Origin of the sequence: Pseudomonas sp. LAIL14HWK12:I7 (assembly GCF_000483465.1) — a bacterium.
GTDB classification, from domain to species: domain Bacteria; phylum Pseudomonadota; class Gammaproteobacteria; order Pseudomonadales; family Pseudomonadaceae; genus Aquipseudomonas; species Aquipseudomonas kermanshahensis.
On record NZ_AXYZ01000004.1, the window covers coordinates 473,301 to 493,759 of the forward strand.

The 20,459-nt window shown below is 62.4% G+C and carries 21 protein-coding genes; 13 read left to right on the forward strand and 8 right to left on the reverse strand.

What is annotated here, in order from left to right; translation table 11 throughout:
* Positions 1–9 precede the first annotated feature (9 nt).
* From flgC to D886_RS0106140, 4 genes are all read right to left on the reverse strand, one after another.
* The gene (gene flgC / locus D886_RS0106125; RefSeq protein ID WP_027593052.1) at positions 10–453 is read right to left on the reverse strand and encodes a flagellar basal body rod protein FlgC; all 444 of its coding nucleotides are present in this window, start codon (positions 451–453) and stop codon (positions 10–12) included.
* A gap of 2 nt (positions 454–455) precedes the next feature.
* Positions 456–863, reverse strand: a complete 408-nt coding sequence (gene flgB, locus D886_RS0106130) for a flagellar basal body rod protein FlgB (protein ID WP_027593053.1) — start codon at positions 861–863, stop codon at positions 456–458.
* A 346-nt stretch (positions 864–1,209) separates the two neighbouring features.
* Entirely contained in the window at positions 1,210–2,037 is an 828-nt protein-coding gene (cheR, locus tag D886_RS0106135; protein WP_027593054.1) for a protein-glutamate O-methyltransferase CheR, read from the reverse strand.
* 51 nt (positions 2,038–2,088) lie between these two features.
* Positions 2,089–3,018, reverse strand: coding sequence for a chemotaxis protein CheV (locus D886_RS0106140; protein WP_027593055.1), 930 nt, complete (start codon positions 3,016–3,018; stop codon positions 2,089–2,091).
* 77 nt (positions 3,019–3,095) lie between these two features.
* Here D886_RS0106140 and flgA point away from each other — a divergent pair, with 77 nt between their 5' ends.
* From flgA to D886_RS0106165, 5 genes are all read left to right on the forward strand, one after another.
* Positions 3,096–3,848 carry a flagellar basal body P-ring formation chaperone FlgA gene (gene flgA, locus D886_RS0106145; protein WP_027593056.1) on the forward strand — a complete coding sequence of 251 codons (753 nt, stop codon included), beginning with the start codon at positions 3,096–3,098 and terminating at the stop codon, positions 3,846–3,848.
* 156 nt (positions 3,849–4,004) lie between these two features.
* Entirely contained in the window at positions 4,005–4,319 is a 315-nt protein-coding gene (flgM, locus tag D886_RS0106150; RefSeq protein WP_027593057.1) for a flagellar biosynthesis anti-sigma factor FlgM, read from the forward strand.
* 50 nt (positions 4,320–4,369) lie between these two features.
* Positions 4,370–4,837 (forward strand): flagella synthesis protein FlgN, encoded by a 468-nt coding sequence (locus tag D886_RS0106155; RefSeq protein ID WP_027593058.1) that lies wholly within the window; start codon positions 4,370–4,372, stop codon positions 4,835–4,837.
* Between the two features lie 79 nt (positions 4,838–4,916).
* Positions 4,917–5,660 (forward strand): flagellar brake protein, encoded by a 744-nt coding sequence (locus D886_RS0106160; protein ID WP_027593059.1) that lies wholly within the window; start codon positions 4,917–4,919, stop codon positions 5,658–5,660.
* Positions 5,661–5,811: 151 nt separating this feature from the next.
* Positions 5,812–6,390 carry a hypothetical protein gene (locus tag D886_RS0106165; RefSeq protein WP_027593060.1) on the forward strand — a complete coding sequence of 193 codons (579 nt, stop codon included), beginning with the start codon at positions 5,812–5,814 and terminating at the stop codon, positions 6,388–6,390.
* 58 nt (positions 6,391–6,448) lie between these two features.
* Here the strand turns inward: D886_RS0106165 and D886_RS0106170 are convergent, their stop codons facing one another.
* From D886_RS0106170 to bkdR, 3 genes are all read right to left on the reverse strand, one after another.
* Entirely contained in the window at positions 6,449–7,789 is a 1,341-nt protein-coding gene (locus D886_RS0106170) for an MFS transporter (protein WP_027593061.1), read from the reverse strand.
* 130 nt (positions 7,790–7,919) lie between these two features.
* Positions 7,920–9,161 carry a glutamine synthetase family protein gene (locus D886_RS0106175; RefSeq protein ID WP_177323880.1) on the reverse strand — a complete coding sequence of 414 codons (1,242 nt, stop codon included), beginning with the start codon at positions 9,159–9,161 and terminating at the stop codon, positions 7,920–7,922.
* A gap of 308 nt (positions 9,162–9,469) precedes the next feature.
* Positions 9,470–9,955 (reverse strand): Bkd operon transcriptional regulator BkdR, encoded by a 486-nt coding sequence (gene bkdR / locus D886_RS0106180; RefSeq protein WP_027593063.1) that lies wholly within the window; start codon positions 9,953–9,955, stop codon positions 9,470–9,472.
* Positions 9,956–10,152: 197 nt separating this feature from the next.
* Between bkdR and D886_RS0106185 the strand changes: the two genes are divergently transcribed.
* The 4 genes from D886_RS0106185 to lpdA are packed head-to-tail and all read left to right on the forward strand — an operon-like array spanning position 10,153 to position 15,114.
* The gene (locus D886_RS0106185; protein ID WP_027593064.1) at positions 10,153–11,385 is read left to right on the forward strand and encodes a 3-methyl-2-oxobutanoate dehydrogenase (2-methylpropanoyl-transferring) subunit alpha; all 1,233 of its coding nucleotides are present in this window, start codon (positions 10,153–10,155) and stop codon (positions 11,383–11,385) included.
* A 1-nt stretch (position 11,386) separates the two neighbouring features.
* Positions 11,387–12,445, forward strand: a complete 1,059-nt coding sequence (locus D886_RS0106190) for an alpha-ketoacid dehydrogenase subunit beta (RefSeq protein WP_027593065.1) — start codon at positions 11,387–11,389, stop codon at positions 12,443–12,445.
* Positions 12,446–13,732, forward strand: a complete 1,287-nt coding sequence (locus D886_RS0106195; RefSeq protein ID WP_027593066.1) for a dihydrolipoamide acetyltransferase family protein — start codon at positions 12,446–12,448, stop codon at positions 13,730–13,732.
* Between the two features lie 2 nt (positions 13,733–13,734).
* Positions 13,735–15,114 carry a dihydrolipoyl dehydrogenase gene (gene lpdA / locus D886_RS0106200; protein ID WP_027593067.1) on the forward strand — a complete coding sequence of 460 codons (1,380 nt, stop codon included), beginning with the start codon at positions 13,735–13,737 and terminating at the stop codon, positions 15,112–15,114.
* Positions 15,115–15,243: 129 nt separating this feature from the next.
* On the opposite strand, the gene D886_RS0106205 is transcribed toward lpdA, so the two are convergent.
* A complete protein-coding gene (locus D886_RS0106205; RefSeq protein ID WP_027593068.1) occupies positions 15,244–16,242 on the reverse strand; it encodes a sensor domain-containing diguanylate cyclase in 999 nt (332 codons plus the stop codon).
* A 215-nt stretch (positions 16,243–16,457) separates the two neighbouring features.
* Between D886_RS0106205 and D886_RS0106210 the strand changes: the two genes are divergently transcribed.
* The 4 genes from D886_RS0106210 (at position 16,458) to D886_RS0106225 (ending at position 20,351) form a co-directional block, all read left to right on the forward strand.
* The gene (locus D886_RS0106210) at positions 16,458–16,979 is read left to right on the forward strand and encodes a hypothetical protein (RefSeq protein WP_027593069.1); all 522 of its coding nucleotides are present in this window, start codon (positions 16,458–16,460) and stop codon (positions 16,977–16,979) included.
* Between the two features lie 131 nt (positions 16,980–17,110).
* Positions 17,111–17,731: a GntR family transcriptional regulator gene (locus tag D886_RS0106215; protein ID WP_097151317.1), complete on the forward strand. Its 621-nt coding sequence runs from the start codon at positions 17,111–17,113 to the stop codon at positions 17,729–17,731.
* Positions 17,732–17,995: 264 nt separating this feature from the next.
* Positions 17,996–19,369: a fosfomycin efflux MFS transporter AbaF gene (gene abaF / locus D886_RS0106220; protein WP_027593071.1), complete on the forward strand. Its 1,374-nt coding sequence runs from the start codon at positions 17,996–17,998 to the stop codon at positions 19,367–19,369.
* Between the two features lie 37 nt (positions 19,370–19,406).
* On the forward strand, positions 19,407–20,351 hold the full coding sequence (locus D886_RS0106225; protein ID WP_371097234.1) for a dihydrodipicolinate synthase family protein: 945 nt from the start codon (positions 19,407–19,409) through the stop codon (positions 20,349–20,351).
* Positions 20,352–20,459: the final 108 nt, after the last annotated feature.

Below are 20,459 nucleotides of genomic sequence, written 5' to 3' on the forward strand. Positions count from 1 at the left end.
GGCTTCCTATCACTGACCCAAGGTCAAGACTTTCTGCATCATGCTTTTAGCGGTGTTCATCAGTTCGGCGTTGGTCTGGAACGCACGGCTGGCAGAGATCATGTCAGCCATCTCTTCAACCACGTTGACGTTCGGGTAGTAGACGTAGCCGTCCTTGTTCGCCGCGGGGTGGTTAGGCTCGTAGCGCGCCTCCAGATTGCTCTGGTCTTCGACGATGCCTTTGACCTGCACGCCCTGCCCCGCTTCTCCCTGGTCCTCGAACAGCGACTGGCTGGCGCCGCCCTGTGCGTTCTGGAAGGTGGTGGCGAACACCGGGTGGCGGGCGCGGTAGGTCTGGTCGATGCTCGACGACACGGTCTCGGCGTTGGCGATGTTCGAGGCCACGGTGTTGAGGCGGGTGTTCTGCGCGCTCATGCCGCTGCCGGCAATGTTGAAAACACTGGAAAGGGACATGGTTACTCTCCGCGCAGGGCCGAAACCAGCCCTTTGAATTTACTGTTGAGCAAGGTGAAGCTGGCCTGGAAACCGATGGCGTTTTCCGCGTAGTTCGATTGCTCGATCTGGGCATCCACGGTGTTCTGGTCGATCGACGGCTGCAACGGCGTGCGGTACTTGAGCGCCTCGTCGCTGAGGGCCAGGCCGTCGGCCTCGATGTGCCGGCTGTTGGTGCGGTCCAGGGCGAAGCGGCCGCTTTGCTGCTTTTCACTCTCGGCGGCGAGCACCGAAGAGAAGTCCATGTCACGCGCCTTGTAGTTGGGCGTGTCGGCGTTGGCGATGTTGTTGGCCAGCACTTCAGCGCGCTGGGCGCGGAAGCCCAGGGCCTTTTCGTGAATGCCAAGCGCCTTGTCGAAACTGATGCTCATGTCGGGGAAACCTTCGGAGGTTGACCGGAGTGTCGTTGGTCAAGGTATAGCAAGGGCTGTGCCAACCGGCTTAAAGGCCGGAAACACGGGGTTGCAAGGGGGATGCTGGCAGACGGGATGCCAGAAAAGCGGCAAAGTGCTTCCGCTTGGGGAAAGAAAAGCGGCAATCGCCGGGCGGCAAAAGCGGCAAAACAAAATATTGACGTCAGACCATCACAGCCGAATCCAGGCCCGTGTAGGAGCAGCCTTGTGCTGCGAAGAGGCCGGTGATAACAGCGGAGATCTTCGCTGCAGTCACCGGCCTCTTCGCAGCGCAAGGCTGCTCCTACAGGAATCGCGTCTGGCTTTACTTGGCCTGGTAGATGATCCCTGGGCTGCACTGCACCATCTGGTAATGGTCCGGCAACCCGTTCAGCGCCTCCGAGGCGCCCAGGAAAAGGTACCCGCCAGGCTTGAGCGTGCTGTGGATGCGCAACAGGATGTCCTTCTTCACCTGGGCCGAAAAATAGATCAGCACGTTGCGGCAGAACACGATGTCGAACTTGCCCAGGCTCGCGTAGCTGTCGAGCAGGTTGAACGAGCGGAACTCGACGCGGCTGCGAATGGCCGGCTTGACCGCCCAACGCCCCGGCCCTTTGGGGTCGAAGTAGCGCTGCAGGCGCTCTTGCGACAGGCCGCGGGCGATGGCCAGGCTGTCGTACTCACCGGTTTTGCAGTTGTTCAGCATGGTCCCGGACAGGTCGGTGGCAACGATCTGCGCGCCCATCTTCAACTGGCCCAGGTTGCTGCGCTCGAACTCGTCGATGGCCATCGAGATCGAGTAAGGCTCCTGCCCTGACGAGCACGCCGCCGACCACATGCGCAGGCGCTGGCCTGGGTTGTTCTTGATGAACTCGGGGATGACCTTGTTCTTCAACACCTCGAAGGGGTAGCTATCGCGGAACCACAGGGTTTCGTTGGTCGTCATCGCATCGACCACCTGTTCGCGCAAACCGCTGCGCGGCTGGGCCTGGATGCGCTGCACCAGCTCGCCCAGGCTCTTGATGCCCTGTTGCTCCATCAGCTTGTTGAGACGGCTGGAGACCAGGTACTGCTTATTCTCGCCCAGCAGGATGCCACAGGCTTTCTCCAGGAAGACCCGGAACTGTTCGAAATCCAAATTACCCGTAGACACTCTTGCCGCCTCTTTTCAATCGCTGGTGCCGGGAGCGGGCTCCCGGCTGCTTCAATGCGTTGCCTTGATCCGGTCGACCACGCGCTGGGCCAGGTCGTCCGGCTTGAACTTGGCCAGGAAATCATCGGCGCCGACTTTCTTGACCATCGCCTGGTTAAATACCCCGGAGAGCGAAGTATGCAGGACGATGTGCAATTTTTGCATGCGCGGATCGCTGCGGATCTCTGCGGTGAGCGTATAGCCGTCCATTTCTGGCATTTCAATGTCCGAGATCATCATCAGGAACTCTTCTTCCGGCCGCTTGCCCTCCTCCACCAACTGGCGCAGGTAATTGAGCGCCTGGCGGCCGTCGTTGAGCGCCACCACCTCGACACCGACGGTTTGCAGGCAGCGGCTGACCTGCTTGCGCGCCACCGACGAATCGTCGACGGTCAGCACCCGCAGCAGCACAGCCTTGTCCTGCACCTCGGCATCGACCACCCCGGCAGACACCTGCTCGGACGACGGCGCCACTTCCGCCAACACCTTCTCCACGTCGATGATCTCGACCATGCGGTTGTCCACACGGGTGACGGCGGTCAGGTAATGGTCGCGGCCGGTGCCCTTGGGTGGCGGGTGGATTTCTTCCCAGTTCATGTTGACGATGCGCTCGACCGAGTGCACCAGGAAGCCCTGGGTCTTGGTGTTGTATTCGGTGATGATCACAAAACTGTTGCACGTGTCTTCCTGCAGGGGCGCCAACCCGGTGGCCATCGACAGGTCGAGGATCGGGATGGTCGCCCCGCGAATGTTGGCCACGCCGCGCACCACCGGATGTGACTTGGGCAGCAAGGTCAGCGCCGGGCACTGCAGCACCTCTCTGACCTTGAACACGTTGATGCCATAGAGCTGACCGCCATTGAGGCGAAACAGCAACAATTCCAGGCGATTCTGCCCCACCAGCTGAGTGCGCTGGTTGACCGAATCCATAACACCCGCCATGCCAGACTCCTTAACGTTTCAGCCTTTCGTTGCAACTCAGGTACCGAGTCGGCACGGGCTTTGCTTTTTTGAGCGCCATGTACACGAAAACGACATTTTTCCGACGACTGACGCACCTGCTGACTGGCTCGCTGGCCACGCTGTGCCTGCTGGCGCCCAGCGTTCGCACGCTGGCGGACGCTTTTACCTTGCCTGAACAGCTTATCGGTGTCACCCAAGGGTTTCTTGAATTCACCGTAGAAGATTATCTGGCCAGCACCCAAACCGCCGGCCGTTACGAAATCCAGGTCAGCACCCTCGACCCGCGCTTGCGCATGCCGCTATGCAGCCAGCCGCTGGACGCGTCGCTGGAAAGCCCCGCGCAGCCGCTGGGTCGGGTCACGGTGCGGGTCCGCTGCGACAGTGCCGCGCCGTGGACCGTGTTCGTGCCGGCAACGGTGCGGCTGTTCCGCGACGTGGTGGTGGTCACCCGCCCGCTCAAGCGTGACAACGTGGTAGGCGAAGGCGACGTGGCACTGCGCGAGCGCGATGTCGGCACCCTCGGCCAAGGTTTTCTCAGCGAACTGGACCAGGCGGTGGGCATGAAGATGCTGCGCCCCACAGTCATCGACCAGGTCCTTACCCCGCAGCACCTTGAGCAAGCCGAAGTGGTGCGCAAGGGCGACCAGGTGGTGATCATCGCCCGCAGCGGCAGCTTGAGCGTGCGCATGCCCGGCGAAGCGTTGAGCAAGGGCGGCCTGAGCGAACAGATCCGGGTGCGCAACCTGAATTCCAAACGGGTGATCAAGGCCAGGGTGACCGGCCCCGGCCAGGTCGAGGTGACAATGTAGCGGCATTGTGCTGGCGGTGTGGAACCGCTTTTCCTAAACTGTGTCAGAAAACGGGTTCGCGAGCTTGCTGACAGGCGGCTACGCAATTGGGCCTAAAGTTTCTTTCGGGTTGGCCGAAAACAAGGCAAGCGTCCAAATACCCAGGGGTTTCTGATCATGGTCATCGACTTCAGTCGTTTGAATAACTCTCCGTCCGTTACGGGCGGCGTTCGCGGCAATGCTGCGGCCGGTACCGCCGAAAAGGCCGCTGCCAGCCCGGAAGCGCCAAAAGGCACCACCGCCAGCGGAGAGGCAGTACACCTCAGCCAAGAGGCACAGCAGTTGCAGAAGGTCAGCGATACGCTGCGCGACCAGCCCGTCGTCAACAGCGCCCGCGTGGCCCAGTTGAAACAAGCCGTTGCCGATGGCAGCTACCAGGTCGATGCCGGCCGGGTTGCCAGCAAACTGCTCGATTTCGAAGCCCAGCGCTGACCGTTCGGCGCGCTGACTTCACGGACGCTTACTAAAGCCAAGAGTTAGCCATGCACGACACCACCTTGCTGCAACTGATCGAAGATGACATCGCCCCGATGCAGGAACTGCTCGAGCTTCTTCAAAAAGAAGCGATTGCCCTGCATGGCCGCGACATGACGCTGCTGGAACAGATCCTGGCCCGCAAGCAGTCATTGATCATCTTGCTCGAGCAGCATGGGCAGCGGCGCAGCCACTTGCTCACCAGCCTCGGCCTCAGCGCCGACCGCGCCGGTGTGCAGGCAGTGGCCGCGCAGTCACAGCATGGCGACGCGATGCTGCAACGGCTGGACATGCTCTCGCAGCTGATGGACACCTGCCAGCAGGTCAACGAGACCAACGGCCGGATCATCCAGGTGCAGCAACACATCACCAACAATCAGGTCAGAATCCTCATGGGTGGCGATTCTCCGTCGCTCTACGACAGCCGCGGCAGCACCTCGCTGCTGGCCAAGCCGCGCGCCCTCAGCCAAGTGTGATACTTCTATCAAGCCACGTCACATACTGGCAAAATGCCGTTACTTGCGTGTGTCGTTTTTGCCTGGAGAGTGATTAGCCGTGTTCAATGAAGCCGATGCCCCGCAGCCGCCAAAGGTGCTCAGTACGCCTTTGGAGATCGCGGCCAACCTGCGACAACTGCAGGAAAGCCATGACCCCCTGATCATCACCTTCCCTGATCGCAGCCAGCGCTTCCAGAGCTACGTGGTGCATGTCGACCGCGACAGCAATACCCTGGCACTGGACGAGATGATCCCCCGCGACGGCGAAAAATTCATCGAGAACGGCGAACCCTTCCGCGTCGAGGGCTTCCACGATGGCGTGCGCATCGCCTGGGAATGCAATGCCCCACTCACCATCAGTGAAGTCGACGGCCACCGCTGCTACCGCGGCGCGATGCCTGACGAAATGACCTACCATCAGCGCCGCAATGCCTTCCGGGCTGCGCTGAAGCTGTCGCAACTGGTCGACATCATCCTCGACGGCACCCACCTCAAAGGCAACGGCGCCCTGCGCGGCAAACTGCTGGACATCTCCGCTACCGGCTGCAAATTGCGTTTCGACGGCAACGTCGAGGATCGCCTGCAACTGGGCCAGGTGTACGAGCGCTTCAAGGCTGGCAACCCGTTGGGCCTGGTCGACACCATGGTCGAATTGCGCCACCTGCACTTCGAAGAGCGTATCAACACCACCTTCGCAGGCGTGCGCTTCCATAACCTCAGCGGCCAGGCGCAGCGCAAGATCGAGAGTTTCGTCTACCAGCTGCAGCGCGAAGCGCGTCGGTTCGATAAAGACGATTACTGATCCGCCTGCCTGGCTTACAGCAAAGGCCGAAGGGGCTGCTGCGCGGCCCCATCGCTGTAGCCAGAAGGGATTCCCCGTTACCGTTATTTGACCGACTGCATAGTGTGGCTTGCGCCGCGCCGACTTCAGGCGCCTTCAGGAGCCGGACACTATGATTCGTTCAACATTCACAGCCGCGCTGCATTGCCAATACGGCCAGGTCGGGGTGGTCGATACGCCTCGATGGGCCCATCCGTTGTTTTCCGCCGACCAGGACGGCTGGTTGTGCACCGATGACAAGCGAGGCTTCACCGCCAGCTTCAAGCCGATCGAATTCACCTTCACGTTTGTCAACGCAACGAAGAACCGTCTCTATTACAGGATCAATAGCGCGACTGGCCCGAAGTTTCTCAGCGGCCGGTTCGAGCAGAACTCAAACGGCTGGCTGGGCTTGTATGGGTATGCGTGGGGGGATGATCTTGCCAACTGTATTTTCCCACCCAGCCTGCTGGCCCGGCTGCCCGCCTTGCAGGACACGTGGAAAATGGAATTGCTCGACGCCTGGGATGGCGACCTGGAGAGCGCTGAGCATGTCGAGTTCTACCTGCGCGACGAAAAGGGCCACAGAGTCGCTCAAGTTGAAGCGAGGTATACGCGGAATAAGCCACCCCTACGTCACTGGTTCCTGCACGCCGGCAACAAAGCGGGGGAAATACTGAGATTCCACCTGCGCGACATCAAGGTTGCATGACTGCCGCGTGGCCCACCGATGAAGCGAGCAGCGCCCCTTCATCGGTGCCCACACCGCATCACACCGACCTGTCGACCTCGACCTCAGGCTTGACCCCACGCTCACTCGCCGCCTGCTCTTCTTCGGTATCCTCGGCCGCCACCGGCGTCTGCATCACATCCTGCACGGTCTGCTCATCGACCCGCGGGTCGAGCGCCGCCGACAACGGCGAGCCGGCCGCCGGCATCGCCACGTGACCCAACGGAGCGTCCTGCACCTGGTGCAGCCCGGTGACCGCTTTCGGCCGAATGCGCCACACCAGCACCAGCGCGAAGAACACGAAGAAGGCATAGAGCATCTGCGCGCCCAGCACCTTCATCAAGACCCCCGCTGCCAGCGGCCCGATACAGGCACCCACACCATAGGTGACCAGCAGCATGGCCGTCAGCGAGACGCGGCGCTCGCTCTCCACATGGTCATTGGAAAACGCCACGGCCAACGGATACAGGCAAAACTGCAGCAACGAGATGACAAAGCCGATGCCGAACAGCAGCTCCAGCGGCACGCTGGGCAAGATTGCCAACGGCGCAGAGGCCAGCGCCAGCCCCACCGCAGCACTGCGGATCAGTACCGCGCGGTCGTAGCGATCGGACAACCAGCCCAATGGCCACTGCACCACCAGCCCGGCAAAGATGCAGCTACCCATGAACAGACCGATCTGCTCGGTGCTCAACCCCTGGCTGGAGGCGTACAGCGGCGCCAGGCCGTAGAACGAACCGACGATCAAGCCCGAGCCCAGTACCGTACTGAGTGACTGCGGCACGCGCTTGATGAAAAACTTCGGCTCCATCGGCGCCGGCCGCAAAGGCGCCGGGTGGATGCGCCGGGTCATTGCCACCGGCACCAGGCACAGGGCGAAGCACATGGCGACCAGCATCAGCAGCTCAGGGCCGAGTTCAGGGTGCACCACCAGGATCAGCTGGCCGAGTACCAACCCGAGGTAGGAGGCGATCATGTAGCCACTGAACACCGCACCCCGGTGCTTGGCGTCGGCTTGTTCGTTGAGCCAGCTCTCGATGACCATGTACTGGCACATCATCCCCAAGCCGACCACCATCCGCAGCCCGACCCAGGCCGGTAGCCAGTTGGTCATGCCATGGCCAAGCACCGCGGCACAGACGATGCCGGCGCAGGTCGCATAGGCGCGGATGTGCCCTACCCGGCCGATCAGCCGGTGGCCGACCTTGCCGCCCACGGCCAGGCCAAAGTAGTTGGCGGCCATCAACGCACCGACCCACAAGCTGTCGACATGATCGGCTGCCAGGCGCAGCGCCAAGTAGGTACTGAGCAGGCCCGAGCCGATAAGCATCATCAAGGCAGCGAAATACAGCGACTGAAACGGCTTCCAGATGTTTCGCATACGTCCCGTCGGGCTCCCTGGTCAGGTGGCGTTGGCTTGCTGGCTAGCATAAAAGCAATTTTGCCGCGGCGCAGTCCCCTGCCAGCGAAATAGCCAACGGGGGACGCGTCCAGTAGTGGTTGTGTCGCGATCAGGCCTGTGCCGCCAGCACACGCCGCTCCCAGGGTGTGATCTCGTCGTAGAAATCGCTCAGCTCCAGGGTCTTGGTGGCGACGTAGCCTTCGATGAACTCAGCCCCGAACAGTTCCCGCGCCAGTGCACTGCGCTTCAGTCGTTCGAGTGCCGCGTGCAGCGTGCATGGCAGGCTCAGGTGCTCTGGCACAGCGAACTCACCCTGAATCGCCGGGGTCGGCTGCAGGCGTTGCTCGATGCCATGCAGCCCGGCAGCCAGGCTGGCGGCGATGGCTAGGTAGGGGTTGGCGTCGGCGCCCGGCAGGCGGTTCTCGACACGCCGGGCCACCGGCGCACTGGCCGGGATGCGCAGCCCTGCGGCGCGGTTGTCCTCGGACCAACAGGCATTGTTGGGCGAGGCGTAGGGGTGACAAAGCCGCTGATATGAATTGACGTTGGGCGCGAACAGCGCGGTGAAGTCGGCCATGCACGCCTGCTGGCCGCCGATGAAGTGGTAGAAGGTCTCGGTCGGCTGCCCCTGGTCATCGCTGAACACATTTCGGCCGCTGTCGATGTCCACCAGGCTCTGGTGGATGTGCATGGAACTGCCCGGCGTATGCGCCAATGGCTTGGCCATGCACACCACGGTCAGCCCATGCTTGAGCGCCACTTCCTTGAGCAGGTGTTTGAACAGGAACGTCTGGTCGGCCAGCAGCAGCGGGTCACCGTGCAAGAGGTTGATCTCGAACTGGCTGATGCCCATCTCGTGCATGAAGGTGTCACGCGGCAGGCCAAGCGCCGCCATGCAGCGGTAGACCTCATTGAAGAACGGCCGCAGGCCATTGTTGGAGCTGACACTGAACGCCGAATGGCCCAGCTCCCGACGGCCATCCTTGCCCAGTGGCGGCAAGAACGGCTGCAGGGGGTCGGTGTTAGGGGCGAAAACAAAAAACTCGAGCTCTGTCGCCACCACCGGCGCCATGCCCAACGCCGCATAGCGGGCGATGACCGCCTTGAGCTGACCGCGGGTGGACAACGCCGAAGACCTGCCATCCAGTTCGTTGGCATCGCAGATCGCCAAGGCCCGGCCGTCTTCGCTCCAGGGCAGGCGGTGAATGTGAGCGGGCTCGGCCACCAGCGCCAGGTCGCCATCATCACTGCCGTAGAACCTTGCTGGCGGGTACCCCCCCATGATGCATTGCAGCAGTACACCGCGCGCCATCTGCAGGCGCCGGCCTTCGAGGAAGCCCTCGGCGGTCATCACCTTGCCGCGCGGTACACCATTGAGGTCGGGGGTGACGCATTCGATTTCATCGATGCCCTGGAGGTGCTCGGCGAGGGTGCTCAGGCCTGGGGTGGTCATGACGCTTGTCCTTGTTGTTATAGGCTGGCAACAACATAGGCTGGGGGTGTTTAAAATATCAAGCACCTGATTCTGGATGGCCCCCATTCTGTAGGAGCAGCCTTGTGCTGCGAAGAGGCCGGTTATCGCGCTGCACATTTTGCAGTCATTACCGGCCTCTTCGCAGCGCAAGGCTGCTCCTACAGGTGTGTGTAATTCCGCTTCCCTTATTCGCGCAGGGTCATCCCATTCGCGGGCAACGGCAGCGCCGTTTTATAGCGCACCTGCTTCAAGGCAAAACTCGACCGGATATTCGCCACGCCCGGCAACCGCGTCAGGTAATCGAGAAACCGCTCCAGCGCTTGAATACTGGGTAGCAGCACCCGCAGCAGGTAATCCGGGTCGCCCGTCATCAGGTAGCACTCCATCACCTCGGGGCGCTCGGCGATCTCTTCCTCAAAGCGGTGCAGCGACTGCTCGACCTGTTTTTCCAGGCTCACATGGATGAACACATTCACGTCCAGCCCCAACGCCTCCGGCGACAACAAGGTCACCTGCTGGCGGATCACCCCCAGCTCTTCCATCGCTTTGACCCGATTAAAACAGGGGGTCGGCGACAAGTTGACCGAGCGCGCCAGCTCCGCGTTGGTGATGCGGGCGTTTTCCTGAAGGCTGTTGAGAATACCGATATCGGTACGATCGAGTTTGCGCATGAGACAAATTCACCGGTTTTTTGTGTTTATGCGGAATGTTTATCTGCGCCCGTCAGCAAAGGCAACCAACTTGAGAGAAAAATTCTCCTGCCGTGCCACTAAGATGTAGGTGACGCTGACTTACCAGTCACAAGCCGGTACTCAGCGGCGGCCGCTTCAGAGCTCACAAAAACAACATTCGAGCGAGCGTAAAAAGCATGAACGAGTACGCCCCCCTGCGTTTGCATGTGCCCGAGCCCACCGGCCGGCCAGGCTGCCAGACCGATTTTTCCTACCTGCGTCTGAACGATGCAGGTGTTGTCCGCAAACCGTCCATCGACGTCGACGCTGCCGACACCGCAGAGCTGTCCAACAGCCTGATCCGCGTGTTGGACGCGCACGGTGACGCCCTCGGCCCATGGGCCGAAGACATCGACCCGCAGGTGCTGCGCCAAGGCATGCGCGCCATGCTCAAGACGCGCATCTTCGACAGCCGCATGGTGGTTGCCCAGCGCCAGAAAAAGATGTCCTTCTACATGCAGAGCCTGGGCGAGGAAGCCATCGGCAGCGCCCAGGCCCTGGCCCTGAACCGCACCGACATGTGCTTCCCCACCTACCGCCAGCAGAGCATCCTGATGGCCCGCGACGTGTCGCTGGTGGAGATGATCTGCCAGTTGCTGTCCAACGAGCGCGACCCGCTCAAGGGGCGCCAGCTGCCGATCATGTATTCGGTACGCGAGGCCGGCTTCTTCACCATCAGCGGCAACCTGGCGACCCAGTTCGTGCAGGCGGTTGGCTGGGCCATGGCTTCGGCGATCAAGGGCGATACCAAGATCGCCTCGGCCTGGATCGGCGACGGCGCCACCGCCGAATCGGACTTCCACACCGCCCTGACCTTTGCCCACGTGTACCGCGCGCCGGTGATCCTCAACGTGGTCAACAACCAGTGGGCGATCTCCACCTTCCAAGCCATTGCTGGCGGTGAATCGACCACCTTCGCCGGCCGTGGCGTGGGCTGCGGTATCGCCTCCCTGCGCGTCGACGGCAACGACTTCGTCGCTGTGTACGCCGCCTCGCGCTGGGCCGCCGAACGCGCCCGCCGTGGCCTGGGCCCGTGCCTGATCGAATGGGTCACCTACCGTGCCGGCCCGCACTCCACCTCCGACGACCCGTCAAAGTACCGCCCTGCCGATGACTGGAGCCACTTCCCGCTGGGCGACCCGATCGCCCGCCTGAAGCAGCACCTGATCAAGATCGGTCATTGGTCCGAAGAAGAACACCAGGCGGTCACCGCCGAGTTCGAGGCTGCGGTCATCGCCGCGCAGAAGGAAGCTGAACAGTACGGCACCCTGGCCAACGGCCATATCCCGAGCGCGGCCTCGATGTTCGAGGACGTGTACAAGGAAATGCCCGAACACCTGCGCCGTCAACGCCAGGAACTGGGGGTTTGAGATGAACGACCATAACAACAGCATCAACCCGGAAACCGCCATGGCCACCACTACCATGACCATGATCCAGGCCCTGCGCTCGGCCATGGATATCATGCTCGAGCGTGACGACAATGTCGTGATCTACGGCCAGGACGTCGGCTACTTCGGTGGCGTGTTCCGCTGCACCGAAGGCTTGCAGACCAAGTACGGCAAGTCGCGCGTGTTCGACGCCCCGATCTCGGAAAGCGGCATCGTCGGCACTGCCGTGGGCATGGGCGCCTACGGCCTGCGCCCGGTGGTGGAAATCCAGTTTGCCGACTACTTCTACCCGGCCTCCGACCAGATCGTGTCGGAAATGGCCCGCCTGCGCTATCGCTCGGCCGGCGAGTTCATCTCCCCGCTGACCCTGCGCATGCCCTGCGGTGGCGGCATCTATGGCGGCCAAACGCACAGCCAGAGCCCCGAAGCGATGTTCACCCAGGTGTGCGGGCTACGTACCGTCATGCCGTCCAACCCCTATGACGCCAAGGGCCTGCTGATCGCCTCGATCGAATGCGACGACCCGGTCATCTTCCTTGAGCCAAAACGCCTCTACAACGGCCCGTTCGACGGCCACCACGACCGCCCTGTGACGCCGTGGTCCAAGCACCCGCACAGCGCCGTACCGGATGGCTATTACACCGTGCCGCTGGACAAGGCGGCAATCACCCGCCCCGGCAGCGACGTTACCGTGCTGACGTATGGCACCACGGTCTACGTGGCCCAAGTGGCCGCCGAGGAAACCGGCGTCGATGCCGAAGTCATCGACCTGCGCAGCCTGTGGCCGCTGGACCTGGAGACCATCGTCGAGTCGGTGAAAAAGACCGGCCGCTGCGTGGTGGTGCACGAGGCTACCCGTACCTGCGGTTTCGGTGCCGAGCTGGTGGCGCTGGTTCAGGAGCACTGCTTCCATCACCTCGAAGCGCCGATCGAGCGCGTCACCGGTTGGGACACCCCCTACCCTCACGCACAGGAATGGGCTTACTTCCCAGGGCCTTCGCGGGTAGGTGCGGCATTGAAACGGGTCATGGAGGTCTGAATGGGCACGCACGTCATCAAGATGCCGGACATTGGCGAAGGCATCGCGCAAGTCGAGTTGGTCGAGTGGTTCGTCAAGGTCGGTGATGTGATCGCCGAAGACCAGGTGGTGGCCGATGTCATGACCGACAAGGCGACCGTGGAAATCCCTTCGCCGGTCAGCGGCAAGGTATTGGCCCTGGGTGGCCAGCCGGGTGAAGTGATGGCAGTCGGCAGCGAGCTGATCCGCATCGAAGTGGAAGGCAGCGGCAACCATGTCGACGCGCCGCAGGGCAAGCCCGCTGAAGCCAAGCCCGTCGAGCCAGTGGCCGCGCCTGTAGCCAACACACCGCCAGCGCGTGCCGCAGTCGCAGCACCAGCCTGCCAGGCCGCAGCCACCGCCACAGCCGCGCCCATCGTACCGCGCCAGGCGGGCGACAAGCCGCTGGCCTCCCCGGCTGTGCGCAAGCGTGCGCTGGATGCCGGCATCGAGCTGCGCTACGTGCATGGCAGCGGCCCAGCCGGGCGCATCCTGCACGAAGACCTCGATGCGTTCATGAGCAAGCCACAGACCGCCGCCGGGCAAGCGCCCAGTGGCTACGCCAAGCGTACCGACAGCGAGCAGGTGCAAGTCATCGGCCTGCGCCGCAAAATCGCCCAGCGCATGCAGGACGCCAAGCGCCGGGTCGCGCATTTCAGCTACGTCGAAGAGATCGACGTCACGGCCCTGGAAGCCCTGCGCCAGCAGCTCAACCAGAAGCACGGCGACAGCCGCGGCAAGCTGACCCTGCTGCCGTTTTTGGTCCGCGCGTTGGTCGTGGCCCTGCGCGACTTCCCGCAGATCAACGCCACCTATGACGACGAAGCGCAAGTCATCACCCGCCATGGCGCGGTGCATGTGGGCATCGCCACCCAAGGCGACAATGGCCTGATGGTACCGGTGCTGCGCCATGCCGAAGCCGGCAGCCTGTGGGGCAATGCCAGCGAGATCGGCCGTTTGGCGACCGCCGCGCGCAGCAACAAGGCCAGCCGCGAGGAACTGTCCGGCTCAACCATCACCCTGACCAGCCTCGGCGCGTTGGGCGGCATCGTCAGCACACCGGTGGTCAACACCCCGGAAGTGGCGATCGTCGGCGTCAACCGCATGGTCGAGCGGCCGATGGTGATCGACGGCCAGATCGTCATACGCAAGATGATGAACCTGTCCAGCTCGTTCGACCACCGGGTGGTCGACGGCATGGATGCTGCGCTGTTCATCCAGGCCGTGCGTGGCCTGCTTGAGCAACCCGCCTGCCTGTTCGTGGAGTGAGCATGCAACAGACTATCGAAACCACCCTGCTGATCATCGGCGGCGGCCCTGGCGGCTATGTGGCCGCCATCCGCGCCGGGCAATTGGGTATTCCCACCGTGCTGGTGGAAGGCCAGGCGTTGGGCGGCACTTGCCTCAACGTTGGCTGCATTCCGTCCAAGGCGCTTATTCATGTCGCCGAGCAGTTCCACCAGACCTCGCGCTACACCGAGCCATCGGCACTGGGCATCAGTGTCAGCTCACCGCGCCTGGACATCACCCGCAGCGTGGCCTGGAAAGACGGCATCGTCGACCGTCTGACCACCGGGGTGGCTGCCTTGCTGAAGAAGCACGGGGTCAAGGTGATCCATGGCTGGGCGAAGGTCCTCGACGGCAAGCATGTCGACGTCGACGGCCAACGCATCCAGTGCGAGCACCTGTTGCTGGCCACAGGTTCCAACAGCGTTGAACTGCCGATGCTGCCGCTGGGCGGGCCGATCATTTCCTCGACCGAAGCGCTGGCACCCGAAACCTTGCCGCAGCATCTGGTTGTGGTGGGCGGTGGTTATATCGGCCTGGAGCTGGGTATCGCCTACCGCAAGCTGGGCGCGCAGGTGAGCGTGGTGGAAGCGCGCGAGCGCATCCTGCCGACCTACGACAGCGAACTAACCGCCCCAGTGGCCGAGGCGCTGAAGAAGCTGGGCATCGCCGTGCACCTGGGCCATAGCGTCGAGGGATACGAGAACGGTTGCCTGCTGGCCCGTGACGGCCAGGGCCAGCCACTGCGCCTGGAGGCCGACCGGGTGCTGGTGGCTGTAGGCCGGCGCCCGCGTACTCAAGGCTTCAACCTTGAATCGCTGGAACTGAAGATGAACGGCGCCGCCATCGCCATCGACGAACGCTGCCAGACCAGCATGCGCAATGTCTGGGCCATCGGCGACGTGGCGGGTGAACCGATGCTCGCACACCGGGCCATGGCCCAGGGCGAGATGGTTGCCGAGATCATCGCTGGCAAGGCACGGCGTTTCGAGCCGAATGCGATCGCCGCGGTGTGCTTCACCGACCCGGAAATCGTGGTGGTCGGCAAGACGCCGGAGCAAGCCAGCCAACAAGGCCTGGACTGCATCGTTGCGCAGTTCCCGTTCGCGGCCAATGGGCGGGCCATGAGCCTTGAGTCGAAAGCCGGCTTCGTACGCGTGGTGGCGCGGCGCGACAATCACCTGATCTTAGGTTGGCAGGCGGTTGGCGTGGCGGTCTCGGAACTGTCCACGGCGTTTGCCCAATCGCTGGAAATGGGCGCTTGCCTTGAGGACATCGCCGGTACCATCCACGCCCACCCGACGCTGGGTGAAGCGGTACAGGAAGCTGCGTTGCGCGCACTGGGCCACGCCTTGCATATCTGACACTGAAGCGGCTGAGGCCGATTTGGCCCGCTGCGCCGCAAGGCGCCGCGGGTCTTTTTTCTTTCGCTAAGCGGGGACCTGTGGCGGCCAAAGGGGCCGCTGCGCGACCCCAATTCACCCATCGTCAGCTCATTCAGCTATCGCGTTCTTACCCACGCCTTTGGCGCGATACAGGGCCTTGTCGGCACGGGCCAACAAATCATCCGGGTCTTCACCCTCCTGCCACTGCACCACCCCATAGCTCATGGTCAGGCGACACTCGCCAACCGGCTCCACCTGTTCCATTACCTGACGCAACCGTGCGGCCACTTCAAGCGCATCGTCCAGCGCCGTCTGCGGCAGCACGATGACGAACTCGTCACCGCCCCAGCGCGCCAGCAGGTCATGCTCGCGCAGGCAAGTACGCAGGTTGTCGACCACCTGCACCAGCGCCGCATCGCCACGGGCATGGCCGTAGTGGTCGTTGATCGGCTTGAAGTCATCCACGTCCATGGCAATCAGCGACAAGGGCTGGCGGAAGCGCTGGGCGCGCTCGCACTCTTGCTGCAACACCTGTTCCAACCGGTACCGATTGGCGATGCGGGTCAACGCATCGCGCTCGGCCAGTTCGCGGTTTTCATCCAGCTGACGCTGCAATTGCTGATTGACCCAGGACAGCTCGCGGGTGCGCTCGGCCACCAGGGTTTCCAGCGACAGGTTCTGCTGCTCAAGCTGGGCCACCCGCCGCTTGCCGGCATCGATATTGCGGTGGGCGCCAAGCATGCGGGCCACCGAGCCGTCGTCGTTGCGGGCGATGATGTAGCCGCTGTCTTCGATCCACAGGTAGCTGCCATCCTGGCAACGGCAGCGGTACTCGATCAGGTAGCGCTCGTTGCGGTGATTGATGTAGGCCTCGAAATGCGCCATGACCCGCGGGTAGTCCTCCGGGTGAATCACGCTTTCCCAGGTCAGCACCGAGTTGGCCATGGAATGGCTGGCATAGCCGAGCATGGCGTACCAGCCTGGGTTGCGGTAGACGTAGCCGGTGTTGGCATTCCAGTCCCAGATGCCGTCACTGACCAACTCGAACAAGGTCTGCAGCTGCTGCTCACTGAAACCGGCGGGTGCCGGCATGGTTTCCTGACTCATGGACGCTCTCCCTGATGCCCAGCAACTGCGCTCCGTTCAAGGGGCTGCCGACAGTATTGATGGTTGCCGCATGCGGCAAGGCAATGCCTCTGACGGGCAAGCATATGCCCAGCGGGAAGTAACCGGAATAGGCCCAAAGCCCTATTTTGCGCCTGTTCAGTGCTGGCATGGCTTTTGCGCGTAATGCCTGCCAATGAGATTTCCAAGGAGGAAACATGATAATCGCCCACAACGGCGTCAGCTGGCAGCCCACCGCCCACCAACCCCAGCGCGTCACTGATGAACAGGCCGTTGCCCAGGCCGCGCAACTGCGCGCGCCGGTGGCTACCGGCAACGCCGCAGCGCAACAGCACAGCCACGGCAACACCTCACAGCAAAACGCCGAGGATGCACGCGAAGAAGCCTTTGCCAAACTCAAGGTGGCGCTGCAAAACCCTGAAGCCGCTGCGCGCCAGCAAGCCGGTGCTGAAACAGAGACGACCAGCAACGCCCTTCAGGACTTTCGCGATTTCATGGCCAAATCGCCTGGCGAGTTGATCAAGGAAAAGCTGCTGCTCGAAATGGGCCTGACCGAGGAGGAGTACAACGCCTTGCCGCCTGAGGCGAGGGCGAAGGTCGACGAACTGATCGCCCAGCGTATGAAGGAAGACATTGAGCGCAAGCTCCATGCGAAGGTCGAGGAGCAACTCACCCAGCAGCAAGCCACTGCGAGTAACGAGGAACAGGCAGCCAGCTAAGCGTGAAACAACGCAGGCGGTTGGTTTGGATAACCCTGCATTTCGTATAAAATATCCGCCAAGCCCGCCTGCTGGAAAATCCCGTGCCGCTGCCGTCGTTCAAAGCCACCAACCTGGGGGCAACCCCTTCAATGTCCGAAATCATCGCCAAGCACCTGCGCGAGGCGATCATTTCAGGCCAACTCGCCGAAGGCGAACCCGTGCGCCAGGACGAGGTGGCGCAAGCCTTCAATGTCAGCAAGATTCCCGTACGTGAAGCCTTGAAACGCCTTGAAGCGGAAGGCCTGGTGGACTTTCATCGTAACCGCGGCGCACTGGTCACGCGCATCTCGGAGCCCGAACTGGCGCAGATGTTCGAAGTAAGGGTGCTGCTGGAAGTGAAGGCGATCCGCCTGGCGATCCCCAACATGACCGAAGAACACTTTGCCCGTGCCGAAGCCATCTGCGCAGAGTTCATCGGCGAGGATGACATCGGCCGTTGGGCCGACCTCAACTGGGCGTTGCACGCTTGTTTGTACGAGCCGGCGAAACGCCCCTACCTGATCGGCCTGATTCGCTCCATCCATGACAAGGTCGAACGTTATTTGCGCATGCAGATGAGTTTGTCGGCGGGCAAGGACCGGGCCGATCACGAGCATCGCGATATCGTCGCCGCCTGCCGTGCACGGGATGTAGAGCTGGCCGCTCGGCTGATCGAAGCGCACATCAATGGTGTGTGCCAAAGCCTTTACGATCACCTGCCCCATAACTAACTCTCTCACCCACCGCGCGCTCGTTGTAGGAGCAGCCTTGTGCTGCGAAGAGGCCCGTAATAACCCCGTAAATCTCCGCCGACAGCACCGACCGCTTCGCAGCACAAGGCTGCTCCTACACGCCATACCGAGAACGGCCTGTTTGGCTTCGTTTTTGCTTATCTAGATATCGTATACGAAATACCATATAAGGAATGCACGGCACCCAATCGATGCCGAACTGCCTACTCCTTCTTCCAATAATACGTATCGGAGTGCAAAACGATGGCCACACCCTCAACGGCGGCATCAGTGAATGCCGTGAACACAGCAGACAAGGCGCCTGCGGGCATCAAACGTGTGGTGGCAGCCGCGATGGCGGGCGCTGTTGCCGAGTGGTACGAGTTCTTTCTCTATGGCACAGCATCGGCCTTGGTGTTCGGCCAGCTGTTCTTCCGCCAGACCGGCAGTGCGATGGACGGCATCATCGCGGCTTTCGCCCTTTACGCCGTGGGCTTTCTCGCACGCCCCATCGGCGGTTTGGTGTTTGGCCACTACGGCGACAAGGTCGGCCGCAAGCACCTGCTGCAGATCAGCCTGATCGTCGTCGGGGTGACCACCTTCCTGATGGGCTGCTTGCCCACCTTCGAACGCATCGGCTACGCCGCCCCCATCCTGCTGGTGGTACTGAGGTTGATCCAGGGCTTTGCCTTTGGCGGTGAATGGGGCGGCGCGGTATTGCTGGTGTCCGAACACAGCCCGGACAACCGCCGCGGCTTCTGGGCCAGCTGGCCGCAAGCCGGCGTGCCAGCAGGCAACCTGATTGCCACGGTCATCCTCTTGCTGCTCTCCACCAACCTGAGCGAAGCGCAGTTCCTGGACTGGGGTTGGCGCGTTGCGTTCTGGTTCTCGGCGGTGGTCGTGCTGATTGGCTACTGGATCCGTACCCGGGTCGACGATGCGCCCATCTTCAAAGAAGCCCAGGCCCGCCAGCAGTTGATGGAAAGCCAGCAACTGGGCGTGGTCGAGGTGGTCACCAAATACTGGCGCGAGGTGCTGATCGGCATTGGTGCGCGGTTTGCCGAAAACATTCTGTACTACATCGTCGTCACCTTCTCCATCACCTACCTCAAACTGGTGGTGCACAAGGACACGTCACAGATCCTGCTGCTGATGTTTGGCGCTCACCTGCTGCACTTCTTCATGATCCCGTTCATGGGCTACCTCTCGGACATCATCGGGCGCAAGCCTGTGTACTTGATCGGCGCCGTGCTCACCGCGTTCTGGGGGTTCATCGGCTTCCCGATGATGGACACCGGCAACAACTGGCTGATCATGGCCGCCATCACCCTGGGGCTGGCCATCGAGTCGATGACCTACGCGCCCTACTCCGCCCTGATGGCCGAGCTGTTCCCCACCCATGTGCGCTACACCGCCCTGTCGCTGTGCTACCAGGTCGCGCCAATCCTCGCCGGCTCGCTGGCCCCGCTGATCGCGGTGACCCTGCTCAAGGAATACAACAGCTCCACACCGATCGCCTGGTACCTGGTGGCCTCCGCCGTGATCTCGATCATTGCCGTCGCCGGTGCCAGGGAGACACGCGGCAAATCGCTGCGGGCGGTGGACGAAGAATCCGTGGCGCGCACTGCCAAGCGCTGACAGACCAACAAGAACGACAACTCTCGAGGTAATGACCATGAGCAACATCTTCACCGGCACCATCCCTGCACTGATGACCCCTTGCACACCGGACCGTAAACCGGACTTCGACGCGCTGGTACGCAAAGGCCGCAAGTTGATCGACGCCGGCATGAGCGCCGTGGTGTATTGCGGCTCCATGGGCGACTGGCCGCTGCTGACCGAGGCCGAACGCCAGGAAGGCGTGGCCCGCCTGGTCGCCGCCGGCATCCCGACCATCGTTGGCACCGGTGCGGTCAATTCCCGCGAAGCCGTGGCCCATGCCGCCCATGCCGCCAAAGTCGGCGCCCAGGGCTTGATGGTGATCCCTCGCGTGCTGTCCCGCGGCGCCTCGGCAGTGGCCCAAAAGGCCCACTTCAAGGCCATTCTCGACGCTGCCCCTCAGCTGCCGGCGGTGATCTACAACAGCCCGTACTATGGTTTCGCGACCCGCGCCGACCTGTTTTTCGACCTGCGCCGCGAACACCCGAACCTGATCGGCTTCAAGGAATTCGGCGGCGGTGCCGACCTGCGCTATGCCGCAGAATTCATCACCTCCAAAGATGACGACGTGACCTTGATGGTGGGCGTCGATACCCAGGTGGTGCACGGTTTCGTCAACTGCAATGCCACCGGCGCCATCACCGGCATCGGCAATGCCCTGCCGCGCGAAGTGCTGCACCTGGTCGCACTGGCCAAACGCGCAGCCAAAGGCGATGCAAAAGCGCGCCGGCTGGCCGCCGAGCTGGAAGCGGCCCTGGCCGTGCTGTCGTCGTTCGATGAAGGCTGCGACCTGGTCCTGTACTACAAGCACCTGATGGTGCTCAATGGCGACCAGGAATACACCCTGCACTTCAACGAAAGCGATGCGTTGAGCGACGCCCAACGCCGCTATGCCGAACAGCAGTACGCGTTGTTCCGCACCTGGTACGCCGATTGGTCGGCGGCCAACAACATAGACTGACCGCGCGGATCCATCGCTGAGCCATGCCCCCTTCCTCTGGCAGGGGGCGACACCTTGAACACGCAGCCATTGCGGGCAACTTTCACGCGCATTACCTTGGGAGCGAGC

Coding starts and splice junctions, on each gene's coding strand:
- flgC (WP_027593052.1), bottom strand. CDS start 453: ATGTCCCTTTCCAGTGTTTTCAACATTGCCGGCAGCGGCATGAGCGCG.
- flgB (WP_027593053.1), bottom strand. CDS start 863: ATGAGCATCAGTTTCGACAAGGCGCTTGGCATTCACGAAAAGGCCCTG.
- D886_RS0106140 (WP_027593055.1), bottom strand. CDS start 3,018: ATGGCGGGTGTTATGGATTCGGTCAACCAGCGCACTCAGCTGGTGGGG.
- flgA (WP_027593056.1), top strand. CDS start 3,096: ATGTACACGAAAACGACATTTTTCCGACGACTGACGCACCTGCTGACT.
- flgM (WP_027593057.1), top strand. CDS start 4,005: ATGGTCATCGACTTCAGTCGTTTGAATAACTCTCCGTCCGTTACGGGC.
- D886_RS0106155 (WP_027593058.1), top strand. CDS start 4,370: ATGCACGACACCACCTTGCTGCAACTGATCGAAGATGACATCGCCCCG.
- D886_RS0106165 (WP_027593060.1), top strand. CDS start 5,812: ATGATTCGTTCAACATTCACAGCCGCGCTGCATTGCCAATACGGCCAG.
- D886_RS0106170 (WP_027593061.1), bottom strand. CDS start 7,789: ATGCGAAACATCTGGAAGCCGTTTCAGTCGCTGTATTTCGCTGCCTTG.
- D886_RS0106175 (WP_177323880.1), bottom strand. CDS start 9,161: ATGACCGCCGAGGGCTTCCTCGAAGGCCGGCGCCTGCAGATGGCGCGC.
- bkdR (WP_027593063.1), bottom strand. CDS start 9,955: ATGCGCAAACTCGATCGTACCGATATCGGTATTCTCAACAGCCTTCAG.
- D886_RS0106185 (WP_027593064.1), top strand. CDS start 10,153: ATGAACGAGTACGCCCCCCTGCGTTTGCATGTGCCCGAGCCCACCGGC.
- D886_RS0106190 (WP_027593065.1), top strand. CDS start 11,387: ATGAACGACCATAACAACAGCATCAACCCGGAAACCGCCATGGCCACC.
- D886_RS0106195 (WP_027593066.1), top strand. CDS start 12,446: ATGGGCACGCACGTCATCAAGATGCCGGACATTGGCGAAGGCATCGCG.
- lpdA (WP_027593067.1), top strand. CDS start 13,735: ATGCAACAGACTATCGAAACCACCCTGCTGATCATCGGCGGCGGCCCT.
- D886_RS0106205 (WP_027593068.1), bottom strand. CDS start 16,242: ATGAGTCAGGAAACCATGCCGGCACCCGCCGGTTTCAGTGAGCAGCAG.
- D886_RS0106210 (WP_027593069.1), top strand. CDS start 16,458: ATGATAATCGCCCACAACGGCGTCAGCTGGCAGCCCACCGCCCACCAA.
- D886_RS0106215 (WP_097151317.1), top strand. CDS start 17,111: ATGTCCGAAATCATCGCCAAGCACCTGCGCGAGGCGATCATTTCAGGC.
- abaF (WP_027593071.1), top strand. CDS start 17,996: ATGGCCACACCCTCAACGGCGGCATCAGTGAATGCCGTGAACACAGCA.
- D886_RS0106225 (WP_371097234.1), top strand. CDS start 19,407: ATGAGCAACATCTTCACCGGCACCATCCCTGCACTGATGACCCCTTGC.